This is a genomic window from Maritimibacter alexandrii (assembly GCF_005871115.1).
In the GTDB taxonomy this organism is placed as follows: domain Bacteria; phylum Pseudomonadota; class Alphaproteobacteria; order Rhodobacterales; family Rhodobacteraceae; genus Maritimibacter; species Maritimibacter alkaliphilus.
The window spans coordinates 463,801-481,283 of sequence record NZ_SWKQ01000011.1 but is presented as its reverse complement, the minus strand read 5'-3'; the positions used below and the strand labels follow the sequence as shown (position 1 = coordinate 481,283).

Annotated in this window: 16 protein-coding genes; 8 read left to right on the top strand and 8 right to left on the bottom strand. The window is 65.5% G+C overall.

What is annotated here, in order from left to right; all coding sequences use genetic code 11:
• Positions 1–2: 2 nt before the first annotated feature.
• Positions 3–878 (bottom strand): branched-chain amino acid ABC transporter permease, encoded by an 876-nt coding sequence (locus FCT00_RS10460; protein ID WP_040884292.1) that lies wholly within the window; start codon positions 876–878, stop codon positions 3–5.
• Positions 879–1,020: 142 nt separating this feature from the next.
• Here FCT00_RS10460 and FCT00_RS10455 point away from each other — a divergent pair, with 142 nt between their 5' ends.
• Genes FCT00_RS10455 through FCT00_RS10430 form a run of 6 tightly spaced genes read left to right on the top strand, consistent with a single transcriptional unit; the run spans position 1,021 to position 7,925 of the window.
• Positions 1,021–1,641, top strand: a complete 621-nt coding sequence (locus FCT00_RS10455) for a TetR/AcrR family transcriptional regulator (RefSeq protein WP_008328149.1) — start codon at positions 1,021–1,023, stop codon at positions 1,639–1,641.
• Between the two features lie 29 nt (positions 1,642–1,670).
• A complete protein-coding gene (locus tag FCT00_RS10450) occupies positions 1,671–2,879 on the top strand; it encodes an acetyl-CoA C-acetyltransferase (RefSeq protein WP_138422985.1) in 1,209 nt (402 codons plus the stop codon).
• Between the two features lie 12 nt (positions 2,880–2,891).
• Positions 2,892–5,039 (top strand): 3-hydroxyacyl-CoA dehydrogenase NAD-binding domain-containing protein, encoded by a 2,148-nt coding sequence (locus tag FCT00_RS10445; protein ID WP_138422984.1) that lies wholly within the window; start codon positions 2,892–2,894, stop codon positions 5,037–5,039.
• Positions 5,036–6,163, top strand: a complete 1,128-nt coding sequence (locus FCT00_RS10440) for a CaiB/BaiF CoA transferase family protein (RefSeq protein ID WP_138422983.1) — start codon at positions 5,036–5,038, stop codon at positions 6,161–6,163. The genes FCT00_RS10445 and FCT00_RS10440 overlap by 4 nt, the downstream gene beginning before the upstream one ends.
• Positions 6,164–6,172: 9 nt before the next feature.
• Positions 6,173–6,943 carry an enoyl-CoA hydratase/isomerase family protein gene (locus FCT00_RS10435; protein ID WP_138422982.1) on the top strand — a complete coding sequence of 257 codons (771 nt, stop codon included), beginning with the start codon at positions 6,173–6,175 and terminating at the stop codon, positions 6,941–6,943.
• Between the two features lies 1 nt (position 6,944).
• On the top strand, positions 6,945–7,925 hold the full coding sequence (locus tag FCT00_RS10430; protein WP_138422981.1) for an NAD(P)H-dependent flavin oxidoreductase: 981 nt from the start codon (positions 6,945–6,947) through the stop codon (positions 7,923–7,925).
• Positions 7,926–7,945: 20 nt separating this feature from the next.
• Here the strand turns inward: FCT00_RS10430 and pgi are convergent, their stop codons facing one another.
• The 3 genes from pgi to zwf form a co-directional block, all read right to left on the bottom strand.
• On the bottom strand, positions 7,946–9,562 hold the full coding sequence (pgi, locus tag FCT00_RS10425; protein ID WP_138422980.1) for a glucose-6-phosphate isomerase: 1,617 nt from the start codon (positions 9,560–9,562) through the stop codon (positions 7,946–7,948).
• Positions 9,563–9,638: 76 nt separating this feature from the next.
• Positions 9,639–10,319, bottom strand: coding sequence for a 6-phosphogluconolactonase (gene pgl / locus FCT00_RS10420; protein WP_138422979.1), 681 nt, complete (start codon positions 10,317–10,319; stop codon positions 9,639–9,641).
• Entirely contained in the window at positions 10,316–11,761 is a 1,446-nt protein-coding gene (gene zwf / locus FCT00_RS10415; protein WP_138422978.1) for a glucose-6-phosphate dehydrogenase, read from the bottom strand. Before zwf ends, pgl begins: the two co-directional genes overlap by 4 nt.
• 198 nt (positions 11,762–11,959) lie before the next feature.
• Here zwf and FCT00_RS10410 point away from each other — a divergent pair, with 198 nt between their 5' ends.
• Positions 11,960–12,907: a radical SAM protein gene (locus FCT00_RS10410; RefSeq protein WP_138422977.1), complete on the top strand. Its 948-nt coding sequence runs from the start codon at positions 11,960–11,962 to the stop codon at positions 12,905–12,907.
• 120 nt (positions 12,908–13,027) lie between these two features.
• Complete coding sequence (locus tag FCT00_RS10405) at positions 13,028–14,134, top strand: Hint domain-containing protein (RefSeq protein WP_138422976.1); 1,107 nt, start codon at positions 13,028–13,030, stop codon at positions 14,132–14,134.
• Between the two features lie 89 nt (positions 14,135–14,223).
• Here FCT00_RS10405 and FCT00_RS10400 read toward each other — a convergent pair whose 3' ends face one another.
• The 4 genes from FCT00_RS10400 to FCT00_RS10385 all read right to left on the bottom strand — a co-directional run bounded on the left by FCT00_RS10400 (position 14,224) and on the right by FCT00_RS10385 (position 17,451).
• Positions 14,224–14,808 (bottom strand): HNH endonuclease, encoded by a 585-nt coding sequence (locus FCT00_RS10400; protein ID WP_040884289.1) that lies wholly within the window; start codon positions 14,806–14,808, stop codon positions 14,224–14,226.
• A 605-nt stretch (positions 14,809–15,413) separates the two neighbouring features.
• Positions 15,414–16,091, bottom strand: a complete 678-nt coding sequence (locus FCT00_RS10395; protein ID WP_138422975.1) for an alpha/beta hydrolase — start codon at positions 16,089–16,091, stop codon at positions 15,414–15,416.
• Positions 16,091–16,723, bottom strand: a complete 633-nt coding sequence (locus tag FCT00_RS10390; RefSeq protein ID WP_138422974.1) for a DNA-3-methyladenine glycosylase family protein — start codon at positions 16,721–16,723, stop codon at positions 16,091–16,093. Before FCT00_RS10390 ends, FCT00_RS10395 begins: the two co-directional genes overlap by 1 nt.
• Positions 16,720–17,451: a cobalt-precorrin-6A reductase gene (locus FCT00_RS10385; RefSeq protein WP_138422973.1), complete on the bottom strand. Its 732-nt coding sequence runs from the start codon at positions 17,449–17,451 to the stop codon at positions 16,720–16,722. The genes FCT00_RS10390 and FCT00_RS10385 overlap by 4 nt, the downstream gene beginning before the upstream one ends.
• Positions 17,452–17,483: the final 32 nt, after the last annotated feature.

Genomic DNA, 17,483 nt, shown 5'->3' with positions numbered 1-17,483 from the left:
GATCAGACCTTTTTCATCTGGATCTGCGCGAACAGCCCGCCGGGGCGCGTGACCAGCACGACGAGCATGATGATGTAGGGCGACATCTTGGCCAGTTCACCGGGCGCATAGCGCCCCGCGATGGGTTCGACGACCCCGATGATCAGCCCGCCCAGAAGCGCGCCGGGCAGCGAGCCGAGGCCGCCGATGACCGCCGCCGCGAAGGCCTTGATGCCCAAGAGCCCGATGTTCGGGTCGATCGCGCCCTTGGTGGCGTAAAGCACGCCCGCCACGGTCGCGACAACGCCGGAGAGCCCCCAGATCAGGCTGTTCACCCGCATCACCGGCACGCCGACGATATAGGCCGCCATCTGGTTCTGGCTTGCCGCCTGCGCCGCCAATCCGATTTTGGTGAAAGCGAAGAACGCCCAGAGCGCGAGCGTCAGCGCGATGGTCACACCGATGGTCACGAGGTCGGCAAGGCCCACGACGATCCCGCCGGGGTAGAGGTTGCGCCCGGCGAAGGGCGTTTCCAGCACCAATGGCGAGTAGCCCCAGATCGACCCGGCGACGAAGCGGAACACGAAGCCCATGGCGATGGTCAGGATGACGAGCGCGAATTGCGGCTGGCCGAAGATGCGGCGCACCACAACCCGCTCGACCCCGTAGCCGACGCCGAACATGACGACCATGGCCAGGATCATGGCGACCCCGAAGGGCAGCCCCATCTGATCCGAGTTGCCGAACCCAAGCGCCACGAAGGCGCCCAGCATCATCATGTCGCCTTGGGCGAAGTTCACGCCTTCGCTGGCCTTGTAGATGAGCACGAAACCGAGGGCGACGAGGCCGTAGATACAGCCGTTTGCCAACCCTCCGATAATAAGCTGCAAAAGCTCCATCAGCGAAGCCCGGACGCAATCGCGCCCCTCATGCAGTCCTTCATGGCCGTCTCCTCCCATCGGCAATGAACGCTGTTGACACGATTTAAACACTCGTGTTCAATTTCAGTCAACAACGTTTTTTCGAGGGACCGCCGGAAAAATGAACACCGCCACGCTGCGCATTCATCAGGCCGCCATGCGGATCTTCGCCGTGGAAGGCGGAACCACTGTGGCCGTGAGCGATCTGGCCCGCGAAGCAGGTCTGTCGCGCGGTACGATCTACAATAACCTCGATGACCCGCAGAGCCTGTTCACATCGGTGTGTGAGACCGTGGCCGCCGAATTCCGCGACTCGATCAAGGCCGCGACGGACCACATGGACGACCCGGCCGAGAAGGTGTCGGCCTCGATTCGCCTTTGCGTGCGCCGGGTCCACGACGACCCGCATTGGGGCCGCTTCATCGCGCGATACGCGATGATGGAGCCGAGCCTTGGCAGCTTCTGGGCCGAAATGCCCGCCGAAGAGTTGCGGCGCGGCCTGATTTCGGGCCGATTCACCTTTCACCGCGATCAGGTCGCCTCGATCACCGCCACGGCGGGGGGCGCGACATTCGGCGCGATGAGCCTTGTCCTCGACGGGCGACGGACCTGGCGACAGGCCGGTTCCGACACCGCCGAGGTCATACTACGTGGCGTCGGTATTGACCGGGCCGAAGCAAGAGACATCACTCAAACGGAACTGGACCCCCTGCCCCGACTGGCCGTGTTCGACGCGGCCTGAACCGGGCGGGATACTGGGAGGAGAGACCTATGGCTGAAACGGCCTATATCTACGATGCGATTCGCACGCCGCGCTCCAAGGGCAAGGCGGACGGCACTTTGCATGAGGTGAAGCCCATTCACCTCGTCACCACGCTTCTGAACGAGATGACGGCGCGCCACGACTTCGACACCGGGCTGGTGGACGACGTGATGCTGGGCTGCGTGGCCCCGGTCATGGAACAGGGCGCGGTGCTGCCCAAGATCGCGCTGCAAAAAGCGGGCTGGGACGAGAAAGTTCCGGGCGCGCAGCTCAACCGTTTCTGTGCGAGCGGTTTGGACACGTTCAACACGGCGGCGGCGAAAGTCGCCTCGGGCTGGGAAGACCTCGTTTGTGCGGGCGGGTTCGAATCGATGTCCCGCGTCCCGATGGGGGCGGACGGCGGCCCGTTTGCCGAAGACCCGGAAACCGCACTCGACACCGGGTTCGTGCCGCAGGGCATCGGGGCCGACCTGATCGCTACCATCGAAGGGTGGAGCCGCGACGACGTGGACGCCTTCGCGCTGGAAAGCCAGAAGCGCGCGGCGCACGCCCGCGACAGCGGCTGGTTCGACCGCTCGGTCGTGCCGGTACGCGACGAGAACGGGCTGATCGTGCTTGAAAAGGACGACTTCATCAAACCCGACACCGACATGCAGAAGCTGGGCAGCCTGCGCGCCTCGTTCGAGGGGCCGGGCAAGATGGGCTTCGACGCCGTGGCGCTTGCGAAATACCCCGAGGTCGAGCGCATCAACCACGTCCACACCCCTGGCAACTCGTCGGGCATCGTGGACGGTGCTTCTCTGGTGATGGTCGGGAACGAGAAGATCGGCAAGGATATCGGGCTGGACCCGCGCGGCCGCGTGCTGGCCATCGCCCTGACGGCGACCGACCCGACCATCATGCTCACCGGCCCCGGCCCCGCGTCGAAAAAGGCGCTCGCCAAGGCGGGGCTGACTATGGACGACATCGACCTTGTTGAGATCAACGAAGCCTTCGCCTCGGTCGCCCTGCGCCTGCAACGCGACCTCGACGTGCCGGACGAAAAGCTGAACGTCGTCGGCGGGGCCATCGCCATGGGTCACCCGTTGGGGGCGACCGGCGGCTGCCTTGTCTCGACCATGCTGGACGAGCTGGAACGGCGGAACCTGAAGCGCGCGCTCATCACCATGTGCGTGGGCGGCGGCATGGGCATCGCGTCCATCATCGAACGGCTCTGAGGGGGGAAAGACATGGAAGATTTCATCTACGAGAAAGACGCCGACGGTATCGTCACCGTGACGATGGACATGCAAGGTCAGGGCGCGAACACGATGAACGCGCGGTTCGAGCCGGGGATGCGCGACCTCTGCGACAAGCTGGAGGCCGAAGAGGGTCTGACCGGCGTGGTTTTCGCCAGCGCCAAATCCACCTTCTTCGCGGGCGGCGACCTCAAGGACATTCTGGCGACGATGGAAGCGGGCCAGCGTGAATTCGAGTTGATCGAGAACTCCAAGGCCACGTATCGGCGGCTTGAAAAGCTTCCGGTCCCGGTCGTGGCCGCGATCAACGGGGCCGCGCTTGGCGGCGGGTATGAGCTGTGCCTGTCGTGCAATCACCGCGTCGTGGTGGACGATCCCAAGGCCATCGTCGGTCTGCCCGAGGTGACCCTTGGCCTCCTGCCCGGCGCAGGCGGCGTCGTCCGCATGACCGCCAAGCTGGGGCTGGAAACCGCCCTGCCGCTGCTGCTGGAGGGCCGTCAGGTCAAACCGCAAGAGGCGCTCAAGATCGGCATGGTGGACGAAATCGTCGCGACCCGTGACGACTTGATCCCGGCTGCGAAGGCGTGGATCAAGGCCAACCCCGACAGCCATACCCAGCCGTGGGACCAAAAGGGCTTTCGCTATCCCGGCGGCGACGCGCTGCACCCGCGCATCCGTCAGACCATGATCGGCGCGTCGGCCATGCTGTACCAAAAGACACGTGGGTTGCTGCCTGCGCCCGAAAAGATCCTCGATGTGGCCGTGACCTCGATGAAGATGAACTTCGACGCGGCGCTTCGGATGGAGACGCGTCGGTTCATCGGGCTGATGGCGTCGAAGGAATCCAAAGCGGCGATCAGCACCTTCTTCTTCGGCATGAACGCGATCAAGTCGGGCAAGGTCCGCCCCGAGGGGGATCGTTGGAAAGCGACATCCGCCGCCGTATTGGGCGCGGGCATGATGGGGTCCGGTATCGCCTATGCCCATGCCAAACGCGGGCTGAAGACCCGTTTGAAAGATACCGAATTGGCCAGTGCCGAAAAGGGCAAGGGCTATTCCGAGAAGCTCTGCGACAAGGCCATCGGACGTGGGCGTATGGACGAAGACGCAAAAAACGCGCTTCTTTCACGAATCGAACCGGCGACCGAGAACGCCGCCCCCGGCAGCGTGGACATCATCATCGAAGCGGTGTTCGAAGACATCGACCTCAAGGACAAGGTGATCGCGGACACCTGGCCGATGCTGTCGGCGGATGGGATCTACGGCTCGAACACCTCGACCCTGCCGATCTCGATCCTCGCCGAAAGCTGCCCCGAGCCCGAGCGGTTCATCGGCCTCCACTTCTTCTCGCCCGTCGACAAGATGAAGGTGGTCGAGATCATCATGGGCGAAAAGACCTCGCAGGACACGCTGCGCAAGGCCTATGACTACGTCCAGCAGATCGGCTACATGCCCATCGTCGTGAACGACAGCCGCGGGTTCTTCACGTCCCGCGTGTTCGGCACCTTCATGGACGAGGGCTGCCAGCTCCTCGTGGACGGGATGAAACCGTCCGCCATCGAACGCGCCGCATGGCTCGCCGGTATGCCGGTCGGCCCGCTTCAGGTGTTCGACGAGGTGTCGCTGATCCTGAGCCAGAAGGTGCGCAAGACACATGAGGCGCTGGACAAGCGGCTGGGGGTCGAAAGCAACTTCGGCCACCACAACACCGCCACCACCGCCGTCACCGATCCGATGATCGAGATGGGGCGCGGCGGGCGTCAGTACGGCGGCGGGTTCTACGACTACGACGGCGAGGGCAATCGCACGCTGTGGGACGGTCTGGGCCAGTTCGCCAAGGGCAACGCCGACATCCCCGTCGAAGACGCCATCGACCGCATCCTTTACCGTCAGGCCATCGAAACCCTGCGCTGCCTCGACGAACGCGTGCTGATGACCGAAGTCGAGGCGAACCTCGGCGGGATCATGGCCATCGGCTTCCCGCATCACACGGGCGGCGCGATCCAGTTCATCAAGGGCGAAGGGATCGACAGGTTCAAGGCGCGGGCCAAAGAACTCGCAGACAAATACGGCGACCGCTTCGCCGTGCCCGATGCCATGTACGACCGCCTGCGCGAGACCGAGGCCAAGGCGGCATGAGCGGACCCCTCAAAGGTCTGAGCGTCGTCGAAATGCAAGGGCTTGGCCCCGCCCCGCTGGCGGGCCAGTTCCTTGCCGACCTCGGCGCGGAGGTGGTGCTCGTCACCCGCAAATCCGGCCCCGTCGACAAGACCGACATCAACAACCGGGGCAAACGCTCGGTCGCGCTGAACCTCAAGGCGCCCGAAGGGGTTGCGGCGGCGCTTGCGCTGATCGAAGCGGCGGACGTGCTGATTGAAGGCTTCCGCCCCGGCGTGATGGAGCGCATGGGACTGGGGCCCGAGGCATGTCACGCGGTGAACCCCAAGCTCGTCTTTGCCCGCATGACCGGCTGGGGTCAGGACGGTCCGCTCGCCATGACGGCGGGGCACGACATCAACTATCTGGGTCTGACCGGCTTCCTCCACGCGACCGGCGAGGCCGACCGCAGCCCGCCCCCGCCCCTCAACATCGGGGCGGATTACGGCGGCGGGACCATGTTCCTTCTGTTCGGGATCATGGCCGCGCTTTACGAACGCCAGACCTCGGGCAAGGGTCAGGTGGTGGACGCCGCGATGGTCGACGGGGCGAGCGCGATGATGGCGCTGATCCACACGTTCATCGCGCGCGGTCACTGGAGCGAGGAGCGTCAGGCCAACCTCTTGGACGGCGGCGCGCCGTTCTACCGGACCTATGAATGCGCGGACGGCAAGTTCATGGCCGTCGGGCCGCTCGAACCTCAGTTCCATGCGGAGCTGGTCAGGCTTGCCGGGCTGCCCGAGGATCACCTCGCCACGCAGATGTCGGCCAAAGACTGGCCCGACCGGCGCGACGCCTATGCCGGGGTGTTCAGACAGAAAACGCGCGACGAATGGGCCGCGATCTTCGACGGCTCCGACGCCTGCGTGACACCCGTGATGACGTGGTCCGAGGCCCCGATGCATCCCCACATGGCCGCGCGCGGCACCTTCACCGAAGTCGGCGGCGTGACGCAGGCGGCGCCCGCCCCACGCTTCAGCCGCTCGACGCCCGACAACGTGGCCGCGCCCCCGGCCCCCGGCTCGGACACCGACGCGGTGTTGCGCGGGCTGGGCTATGACGACGCCGAAATCGCGCGCCTACGCGACGCAGGCGTTCTGACCTGAGAGGACCAGATGACCGAACCGATCCTGTATGAGACCGACGGGCCCATCGCCCGCATCACCTTCAACCGTCCCGACGCCTTCAATGCGATGGACCCCGGACTGCGCGCCGGGTTCCGCGAAGCGATCCTCAAAGTGCACGAAGACGACGCGGTGCGCGCGATCATCGTGTCGGGCAACGGACGCGGCTTCTGCTCCGGCACCGACCTGAAAGAAGGGCTGTCGCGCCACACGGGCATGTTCCTCGAACAGGAATACCGTCCGATCCTCGCCATGATCGCCACCTCGCCAAAGATCTGGATTTCGCAGGTCCACGGCTCGGCAGCAGGGATCGGCGCGGCGGTCGCGATGAACTGCGACATGATGGTGATGGCGGAAAGCGCCAACATCTACATGGCCTTCGCCGCGATCAACCTGATCCCGGATGGCGGCAATACGTGGCTTTTGCACCGGGGCCTTGGCTACAAGCGCGCGCTTCAGGCGATCCTCGAAGGGCGCAAGATCCCCGCAGGCGAAGCGGTCGAACTGGGCCTCGCCAACGCGGTGCACCCGGACGACGATCTGGCGGCTGAGACCACGGCGCTCGCCACCCGCATCGCCGCCGGTCCGCCGCTGGCCACCGCCGCCGCGAAACGGCTTCTGAGGTCGATGGACGGCATGTCCTATGCCGACGCCATCGGGGCCGAGGCGACCGAGCAGACGGCCCTCGCCGCCGCCGCCGACACGCGCGAGGGCGTCGCGGCATTCTTCGAGAAACGCAAACCGAACTTCACAGGCACCTGACATGACCCTTCCCGCGATCTTCGACACCATGCGCCTGCCCCTGATCGGCGCGCCCATGTTCATCTGTTCCGGCCCCGAACTGGTCATCGCCCAGTGCAAGGCGGGGATCGTCGGCACCTTTCCGGCGCTCAATGCCCGTGAAAAGGACGGGGAACCGATCCAGCTCGAGGAATGGCTCACGCGGATCAAGACGGAACTGGCCGATTATGACGCGGTCCACCCCGATACGCCTTCGGCACCCTTCGGCGTGAACCTGATCGCGCATCGGACGAACGAGCGGCTGCAACGGGACGTGGAGATCCTGATGAAGCACGAGGTGCCGATCTGGATCACCTCGCTCGGCGCACGACCCGAGATCAACGAAGCCGCGCATTCGGTCGGCGCGGTCGTGCTGCACGACGTCATCAACGTGAAATTCGCCCACAAGGCCATCGAGAAAGGGGCCGACGGCCTGATCGCCGTGGCGGCGGGCGCAGGGGGTCATGCGGGCACATGGTCGCCCTTCGCGCTGGTGCAGGAAATCCGCGAATGGTTCGACGGGCCGCTTTTTCTATCGGGTGCACAGGCGACCGGCGACGCTGTGCTCGCAGCCCTCGCGATGGGGGCGGACGGCGGATACGCGGGCTCCATGTTCATCGCGACCGAAGAGGCGAACGCCCCGCACGGCTACAAGCAGATGATCTGCGACAGCGGGGCCGAAGACATCCTGTACACCGACCACTTCACCGGGGTGAACGGCAACTACCTGATCCCGTCGATCACGGCCGCGGGGATGGACCCGACGGCGCTTGGCGGCGAGAAAGGCGACGTCTCCAAGGTCGCGGCAGGCGAGAAATCAAAGGCCTGGCGCGATATCTGGGGCGCCGGTCAGGGGATCGGCGCGATCCGCGACGTGCCGCCCGCCGCCCAGGTCGTCGCACGTCTGGAACGGGAGTTCGTGGCAGCCAAGGCGCGGCTCGACGGGTTGGTCAAACCGGCGTAGGGCGCGACGGCGCGGCGTGCTCAGTCGCGGTGCGCCTGAACATAGTCCACGAGCGCGCGGGTCGAGGCGTCCTTCGACCCGGCGTCCTCCTCCCCGGCCAGAACCGGGGCCAGCGCGACCGCCAGTTCCTTGCCCAGTTCCACGCCCCACTGGTCGTAGGAATTGATGCCGAGGATCACGCCCTCGACGAACACGCGGTGTTCGTAGAGCGCGATGATCCGGCCCAGCACACGCGGCGTCAGAAGCGGGTAGATCAGCGTCGTCGAGGGGCGATTGCCGGGGAACACCCGGTGGCGCGCCTGACGCTCCTGCTCGGCCCCGGACAGGCCCTTTTCGGCCATCAGTTCCATAGCCACGTCCAGCGACCGGCCCTGCATCAACGCCTCGGACTGGGCAAGGCAGTTGGCGACGAGCAGCGCGTGCTGATGCGCAAGCTCCGGCTCGTGCCCTCTGGCCGCGACAAGAAATTCGCACGGCACCACCTCGGTCCCCTGATGGATGAGCTGATAGAACGCATGCTGACCATTCGTCCCCGGCTCGCCCCAGACCACGGGGCCCGAGACCACCTCAAGCCCTGTGCCATCCATCGCGACCGACTTCCCGTTGCTCTCCATCTCAAGCTGCTGGAGATAGGCCGGAAGGCGGGAAAGCCGCTGGTCGTACGGCAGAACCGCCCGTGTCGGATAGCCACAGACCTGACGATGCCAGATGCCCACGAGAGCGAGCATGAGCGGCAGGTTGTCCGCCCCCTCGGCTTCGCGGAAATGCAGGTCCATGTCGTGTCCGCCGGCAAGGAATTCACGGAACCGTTTGGCCCCCACGGCGATCATCAGGCCAAGGCCCACGGGCCCCCAGATCGAATACCGCCCGCCGACCCAATCCTCGAACCCGAAGACGCGCGAGGGGTCGATGCCCCATTTCGTCGTCTTGTCCACAGCCGAAGACAGCGCCGCCAGATGACGGCCCACCGCCTGCTCGCCGATCGCGCGTTTCAGCCAGCTTCGCGCGGTTTCGGCGTTGGTCATGGTTTCGATGGTGGTGAAGGTCTTCGAGGCGACGATCACCAGCGTCGTGTCCGGGTCGAGATCGGCAAGCGTGTCGTGAATATGCGCGCCATCCACGTTCGACACGTAATGCACGCGCGGCCCGTCGTGATACGGGGCAAGCGCCAGCGTGGCCATCGCGGGGCCAAGGTCGGAGCCGCCGATCCCGATGTTCACGATATCGGTGAAGCGCCCACCGTTCACCGGCCGCACCTTGCCGGTGCGCAGACCCTCGGCGAATTCCTCCATCCGGTCGAGCGTGTCGTGCACGCCCGGCAGGACTTCGACCCCGTCGACGGTCGCACCGTGCGGGCCGGGATCGCGCAGAGCGGTGTGGAGCACCGCCCGCCCCTCGGTCTCGTTGATCTTCTCGCCCGCGAACATCGCCTCGCGCCGGTGCGCGACACCCGCCTCATCGGCCAGCGTGAGCAGCAGATCGCGGGCTTCGGCGTCGATGGTGGTCTTGGAATAGTCGAACAGCATGTCGTCCATGCGGACGGAAAAGCCGGAGGCGCGCGCCGGATCCTGCAACAGATCCGCGATCGTCACGCTTCCCTGCATCGCGCGATGCGATTTCAGCGATGTCCAGGACATTCCCCACCTCATGTGTCCGCCGTCCGCCCGTTCGGTCCGGCTGGTTATGGTTGCCTCATCCTCGGCAGGCTAACGCCTATTCCGCCCAGTGAACAACCATCCCTTTGAGCACGGATTTGACGGGTGCCGCCATCACATCCTTGGTTTTCGACGCTTTTTCAAGCGCCTCGCGCTTGGCCGCGCCGGTGATGACGAGGTGTTTCGACATTGCACCATTCAAGACCCGCGCCGTCAGCGTCATCCGTGGTTCGGGCGCCCCGTCGGCACGCATGGGCAACACGGCGGGCGCTTTGGGGGAAAGCCCCTCCGCCAGCCGGTCGGCACCGGGAAACAGGCTCGCCGTATGCATGTCGGCCCCCATGCCGAGCAGCACGACGGAAAGCGGCAGCGCCGCCTCGACCCCGGCCGACAACCTGTCGAGCGAGTCCTCGGGGGTCGCGGTCTCGCCGTATAGGGGGATCAGATGGGCTGCGGCGGCCTGATCGCGAAACAGCCGGTCATGCAGAAGCCGCGTGTTCGAGCGGTCGCTGCCCATCGGCACCCAACGCTCGTCCGTCAGCATCACATCGACCCGGTCCCAGTCGAGATGCAGGGCCGAAAGCGTGTCGAAGATCGGCCCCGGCGTGGTGCCCCCCGGCACGGCGAGCGAGGCGCGATCCTCATGCGCCAAGGTGCCCCGCAGTTCCGATGCGATTCGGTCCGCGAGGTCCATCATCATCAACTCGCGGTCCGGGTATTCCTTGAGTTCATAAGTCATGCGCGCAGCTCCCGCCATCGTCGTCCGTCGCGGTGCATGAGGATGAGGGCTTCTTCCGGCCCTGTCGACCCCGGCTCATAAGGAAACGGACGGTCTTCGCGTTCCGTCCAGCCGTCGATGATCGGGTCGGTCCAGGCCCAGGCCGCTTCCACCTCGTCCCCGCGCATGAACAGCGTCTGGTTGCCCCGGATCACGTCCATGATGAGGCGTTCATAGGCGTCGGGCACATCCGCCGCCTCTTCGCCCAGCGCCTCGGCGAAGGTCATGTCGAGCGGCACGTCGATCAGCCGCATCCCCCCCGGCCCCGGTTCCTTGATGGTCACGGTCAGATCCATGCCCTCGTTCGGCTGAAGCCGGATCGTCAGTTCGTTGGCGCTTTGGCCGGTATCCTCTTCGAAGATCGAATGCGGCGGCTCCTTGAAGCGCACGACGATCTCGGACACACGCGCTTTCATCTTCTTGCCGGTGCGCAGGTAGAACGGCGTGCCGTTCCAGCGCCAGTTCGCGATCCTGATCTTCATCGCGACATAGCTTTCGGTCAGCGACTCCGGGTTCTCGACGTCCTTCAGGTAGCTTTCGCTTTTGGATTTGTATTGCCCGCGCACGATTTCGGAGTGCTCCACCGGCTCCAGCGCCCGGATCACCTTGAGCTTCTCGTCGCGCACGGCGTCGGGATCGTATTTCGACGGCGGCTCCATCGCGGTCAGACACAGAAGTTGCATCAGGTGGTTCTGCACCATGTCCCGCATGGCGCCGGAGCGGTCGTAATATTCGCCGCGCCCGCCGACCCCCACGGTTTCGGCCACGGTGATCTGGATATGGTCGACGTATTGCGCGTTCCACAGCGGCTCGAACAGCATGTTGCCGAAGCGCACCGCCATCAAGTTCTGCACCGTCTCTTTTCCAAGGTAGTGGTCGATGCGGTAGATCTGCGTCTCGTCGAAATGCTCGGCCAACGTGGCGTTGAGCGCCCGGGCCGACTCCCGGTCGTGACCGAAGGGTTTTTCGACCACGATCCGCGCGGCATCGTCGGCGATCTTGTATTTGTGCAGGCGTTCGGCAATGGCACCGAAAAGGCTCGGTCCCACGGAAAAGTAATAGGCCTTGACCACGTCGGCGCGCATCGTCTTGGCCAGATCTTTCCACCCGTCGGTCCCGGTGGCATCGACCGCGACATAGGACAGCTTCTCAAGAAACGCCGATACCATCTTGGGATCGTTGCGTTTTCCGGAAAACTCCTTGATCGCGTCGCGCACGAAATCGCGATACCCGGCTTCGTCCATTTCGGAGCGCGCCGCGCCGATGATCCGCGCCTCGTCCGGCATCTGACCATCGAAGAACCGGCGATAGAGCCCCGGCAATATCTTGCGGCGGGCAAGATCGCCGGTGCCGCCGAAAATGACGAGGTCGAAAGGGTCGACCGGAATGACGCGCGATACCATCTGTGTCTCCGTTCCGGTCCGTCGGCCCCGCCGCAGACCCGATTGTTAGCGCTAACCCAACTGCGCCCGGTTGATAGCCTCCCTATGGCGGCGAGTCTAGCACTGTTGGCACACATCACAACTGCGTCACGCGCTGCGCCTGCGACCTTTTTCTTTCACACGCGATAGTTTAGCCAAAATGAAAGGAAAGGTATCGGAATGGATCAACGCGTGCCGCTTGCCAATCAGGGCAAGTTCGAAGACCCCAAGGTGACGGCGGACGGCAGCCCGCGGGCCACTGTGGCGCTGACCCATCCCGAAACGCTGTGGTTCAACACCGGAACGCTGTGCAACATCACCTGCGAGGGCTGCTACATCGAAAGCTCGCCCACCAACGATGCGCTGGCCTATATGACCCGGGGCGAGGTCGCGGGATACCTCGACCAGATCAAGGCGCGTGGATGGCCGGTGACCGAGATCGGTTTCACCGGCGGCGAGCCGTTCATGAACCCCGATTTCCCCGCCATGATGCGCGATGCCCTGTCGGCGGGCTACGAGGTGCTGGTGCTGACCAACGCGATGGCCCCGATGATGCGGCCCCTCGTGCGCACGAAACTCGCCCAGCTTCTCAAGGGGTTCGCAGGCCGGATCACCCTGCGGGTGTCGATGGATCACTGGACCGCCGAGGGCCATGACGCGGTGCGCGGCAAGGGCAGCTTCGCCGCGACGCTCAAGGGGCTCGACTGGCTGCGCGACGAGGGCGCGAAAATCGCGATTGCGGGCCGCGCACGCTGGCAGGAAAGCGAAGCCGAGGCGCGCGCTGGCTACGGCGCCCTGTTTGCCGAACACGGATACCCGGTGGATGCCGAGAACCCCGGCCAGCTCGTCATTTTCCCGGAAATGGACGTGACGGTCGAAGTGCCGGAAATCACCACGGCCTGCTGGGGCATCCTCGACAAGTCGCCGCGCGACGTCATGTGCGCCTCGTCCCGCATGGTGGTGAAACGCAAAGGGCAGCACCCATCGGTCGTGTCCTGCACGCTCCTGCCCTATGAACAGGCCTTCGACCTTGGCCCGACACTGGCGGATGCCGAGCGCCCGGTCGCGTTGAACCATCCCCATTGCGCGAAATTCTGCGTTCTGGGCGGGGCCTCCTGCTCGGCCTGAGCGGCCTTCACCCGATCCTAACCAATCGCTGCTATCCCGACCCGAACCGGTATACTGGGGGTCGTGGCCTTGGCCGACAATGTAACCTGGTCGAGTCTGTTTCTGGGAACATTGCCGGACATGGACTACGACGAACTGTTCGTGGGGATGGAGAATACCTCTCCGCTTCTCACAACGTTCGGCGGCGGGCCGGGGAATTCGCTTTACCAGAACATCGTCACGATCGAGACCGATGCGGGCGCCTTCGACGACGTGGTCAGCACCGATACGCCCTGGACGGGCGACGTGATCCACTACGACCTCGGATCAGGCTTGGCCACCACCAAGATCGACAGTATCGCCAGCCTGAACGGCACCGTGACTTTCAATGACGGGGCGACATGGACCTCGGAACTTCTGGTGGTTCAGGACACCGTCGGAAACGCCTTTTTGCTGGTGCGCGACACCCAGCCGGAACTGGCAAGTCAGGGGATCGAAAGTGTAACCTTCACCTCCGTCAATTCGACCAACTTCGACGGGGTCATTCAACACTCGAAAGACGACCTCGATTTCGTCTGCCTGACCGCGGGCGCGATGGTCGCGACGCCGGATGGCCCGGTGCGCACCGACCGCCTGCGCCGGGGGGACGCGGTTCTGACGCTCGACAGCGGGCCGCAGCCCATCCGCTGGATCGGAAAACGGCGCATTCGGTTCGATCCGCGCCCCCATCCGGGGCAGCCGGTGCAGATCGCCAAAGGCGCCTTCGGTCCGGGCCTGCCGACCCGCGATCTGATCCTGTCCCCCAACCACCGCGTCCTCATGCAGACCGCGCCCTGCCATGCGCTGCACGACCCGCTCGGCGCCCTTGCGCCCGCCAAGGCGCTCACCCATCTGCCGCGCGTCCGCCGCCTGACCGGGCGGCGTGAGATCACCTATTTCAACCTGCTCATGCCCCGGCACGAGGTCATCATCGCGGACGGGATCGCGGTCGAAAGCCTGTTTCCGGGGCCAGAAGCCTTTGCGAGCCTCGATGGCATCGAACGCGCGGACTGGATGCGCATCGGCGCCCTTGGCGGCCGCGTCACCGGAACGCCGCCCGCCCGCCTGATGCTCACGACGGCCGAGACGCGCGCGGCCCTCGCCACAGGTCAGCTGCACCCGCCTGCCACGGCCCCCGTGCCGCTCACGTGGTCCGGCGCGCGCCACCGCCCCCGCGCCCTGCCCGCGCATCTGGCAAAACGGGCCTGATCCCGGCCTTGGCGTGCCCCGAAGCCTCACGCTCAAACGAAAGCGCGCGCCCTAGGGCGCGCACCGTTCGATCCCTCGATCCCTGACCGTCACGCCTCCAGTTCGGCGTCCCAGTACAGGAAATCCATCCAGCTTTCATGCAGGTAGCCGGGCGGGAACTTGCGCCCCATGTTGCGCAACTCCTCGGCCCCCGGCTGGCGCGGCGGCTTGCGCAACGACAGGCCCGACTGATGCAGGTGCTTGGACCCCTTGCGCAGGTTGCATTTGGAACAAGCCGCGACCACGTTTTCCCAACTCGTCACCCCGCCCCGCGCCCGCGGCACCACGTGATCGAAGGTCAGATCGCCCTTCGATCCGCAGTACTGGCAGCGAAACTCGTCCCGCAGAAAAAGATTGAAGCGCGTGAAAGCCACGCGCTTCTGGGGTTTGACGTAATCTTTCAGAACGACGACCGAGGGGATCCTTATCTCCATACTCGGGCTTCGGACCACCTCGTCGTATTCGGCGATGATGTTCACCCGGTCGAGGAAGGCCGCCTTGATCGCCTCCTGCCAGGGCCATAAGGACAGGGGGTAGTAGGAAAGCGGGCGGAAGTCCGCGTTCAACACGAGCGCCGGATGCGACCTCGGGTTGCTGTGTTCTCGTACGAAATGTGTCCTGAAATCGCCGTCCATCGGAGTGACTCCGCCCTCGCCCTGTGCCTCGCTCGCAGGGCGGGGAACCCGCCCCGTCTGTTTCTAATCTAGGACTATATATGGGTCAGAACCTCTGACAAGCCCCACGATCTGGGCGCAGCTTGTCGGACATACGTGTCAGGCTTGTGACGAATCGAACATCCGCGAATGTTCGCTCTACGTTCTCTTCGCTGAGGGCCGTTGAGGACCGCGCGACCACGGAAAACGGTTCCGCTCCACTCGTCGCCCACCGCCTTACGCTAGGTGCCTCCATGCCATCGCGACAAGCCGGACCGAGACGCGCATCGACCGCCAGTGCCCCGCCGATCTCGCGACCTTACTGTCTGAAATAAATAGATTTTTCCAGACACGCTCGGTGCTGGGAGCGCCTTTGCATCCGGCACTCCCGCCCTTTCGTTCATTGACGTCCGCACCAAGGGTCATCCCCGTCTGAGCACCGCGCCTGTGACCGGAGGCTACAGCCGGAACGCACATCACCACACCGCTGGCAGACTTGCGCCGGTCGCCCCGCGAAGCGCGGCATTCCCGTCACGCTCACCCGATCCGAACCTCCCGAATACGCAAGCGATGTGGGCGAAACGGCCCTACCCAGCCGACGGGGCGATTCCCAGCCGATCGGCCATGAAGGACAGCGCGACCGACAGCCCGTCGGGGGCGATCCCGTGCCCGGTGCCCTTCTGGATGTGGCCGTAGACGGCGAAGCCCGAGTCGTTCAGCACCTGACCGGCCTCCTGAAAATGCGCGACCGGCACCATCTCGTCCGCATCGCCATGGACCAGCAAGACGGGCGGACGCACCTTGACGTGCTCGCCGTAGGTCTCGGGCTGAAGGATGCGACCGGAAAAGGCCACGATCCCCGCGATCTCGGTATCGCGCTGCGGGATCACTTTCAGCGACATCATCGTCCCCTGACTGAACCCATAGACGATCAGGCGGTCGGGCGTGATCCCCTCCTGCGCCATCACCATGTCGAGGAAGGCGTCGATATCCTCATGCGCCAGATCCGCCCCGGCCCGCGCGGCCTCTTCCGACGAACCGTCGAGCCACGGGATCGGGAACCACTGGAAACCGAACGGGTTGCCCGCGCATTTCTCGGGCGCGTCGGGCGCATAGAAGGCAGTGTCGGGCATGTGGACGGACAACGGATCGGCCAGTCCCAGAAGATCCGCCCCGTCCGCGCCGTAGCCGTGCAGGAACACGACCACCGATTTCGTCTCGCCCGACTTGGCGGGTCGGCTCTTGTACTGCAACTCGCGTGCCATCAACGCACCCCTTCCCTGTTCTTCGCCACCCGGTAATAGGCCCAGAGCAGCCGGGCCGCAACGCCACGCCACGGCGACCAGTCCCGCGCGATCTCGCGCATCGCCTTTTCGCGCGGGCGCTCCGGCAGGTCGAACAGGATGCGCGCGGCCGCCTGCAAGGCCAGATCCCCGTGCGCGAATACGTCGGCCCGGCCGAGCGAGAACATGGCGTAGATTTCGGCGGTCCAATGCCCGATGCCCGGCACGGCGACCAAGGTCGCGATCACCTCGTCATCCGGCAGATGCGCGAGCGCGTCATAGTCGATCCCCGCCTCGGCCAGCGCACGGGCATAGCGCATCTTGGGGCGCGACAGGCCGACGGCGCGCAGGTCGTCCTCGCTGGCGCGGGCCACAGCCTCGGGCGTCGTCAGCCCCGCAGCTTCGACCCGCGCCCAGATCGCGGCGGCGGAGGCGGTCGAGACCTGCTGGCTCACGATGGCCGACAGAAGCTGGTCGAAGCCCTGCGGTTTGCGCCGAAGCGGCAGGGCCCCGGTCTCGGCCAGCGCCCGCGCGAATCGTGGGTCGCACTCGGCCAGCCATGCCGCCCCTTCGGCCACGTCCTCGGGCCCGTGGATGATCCGCCCGACACTCACAGCCGTTCGATCCAGTCGAACGCGGTTTCGACACTCTTCGCCTTTTCTCCGGGCGGTTGCGGCGGGCGGTCGATCAGCACGACCGGCAGGCCAAGCGTTCGCGCTGCCTCCAGCTTGGCCCAGCCGCCGCGCCCGCCCGCGTTCTTGGTCACGAGCAGATCGACGCCCTCGTCGCGCAGGAACTCCACCTCGTCCTCGACCGAAAACGGTGGCCGCCCACGGCGCCATGCGCCGTTTTCCCACGGAAACGGCCCCTCCGGCGCGTCGATCACCCGGCAGAGCACGCGGGCGGCGGGCAGCGGGCCGATCGCGGCGAGCGACCCCGGCCCCGTGGCGAGGAACACGGTCATGTTCGCGGCGACCTTGGCGACGACCCCTGCTTCGTCCGCCACGAAGGTCCAATCATCCGCCCCGGTCGCCGCCCATCCGGGGCGCAGAACCTGAAGATACGGAACGCCGAGCGCGGCGCAGATCGAGTGCGTGCGAAAGGAAATCCGGTGCGCGAACGGATGCGTCGCGTCGATCACCGCGTCGAAGCCCTCCGCCGCCATGAAATCCTGCTGGCCCTGCCGCCCGCCGAACCCCCCGACCCGAACCTCGCCATCCAGCGGCAAAGGTGCGCGGGTGGCCCCGGCGAGCGAGGCGGTGAGGTCGATCCGCCCGTCACGACCGAGCCTGAGCGCGATCTGGCGCGCCTCATAGGTGCCTGCAAGGAGGAGGATTTTCATCGCGGCGGTCTCGGTCTTTCGTTCGGTGAGGC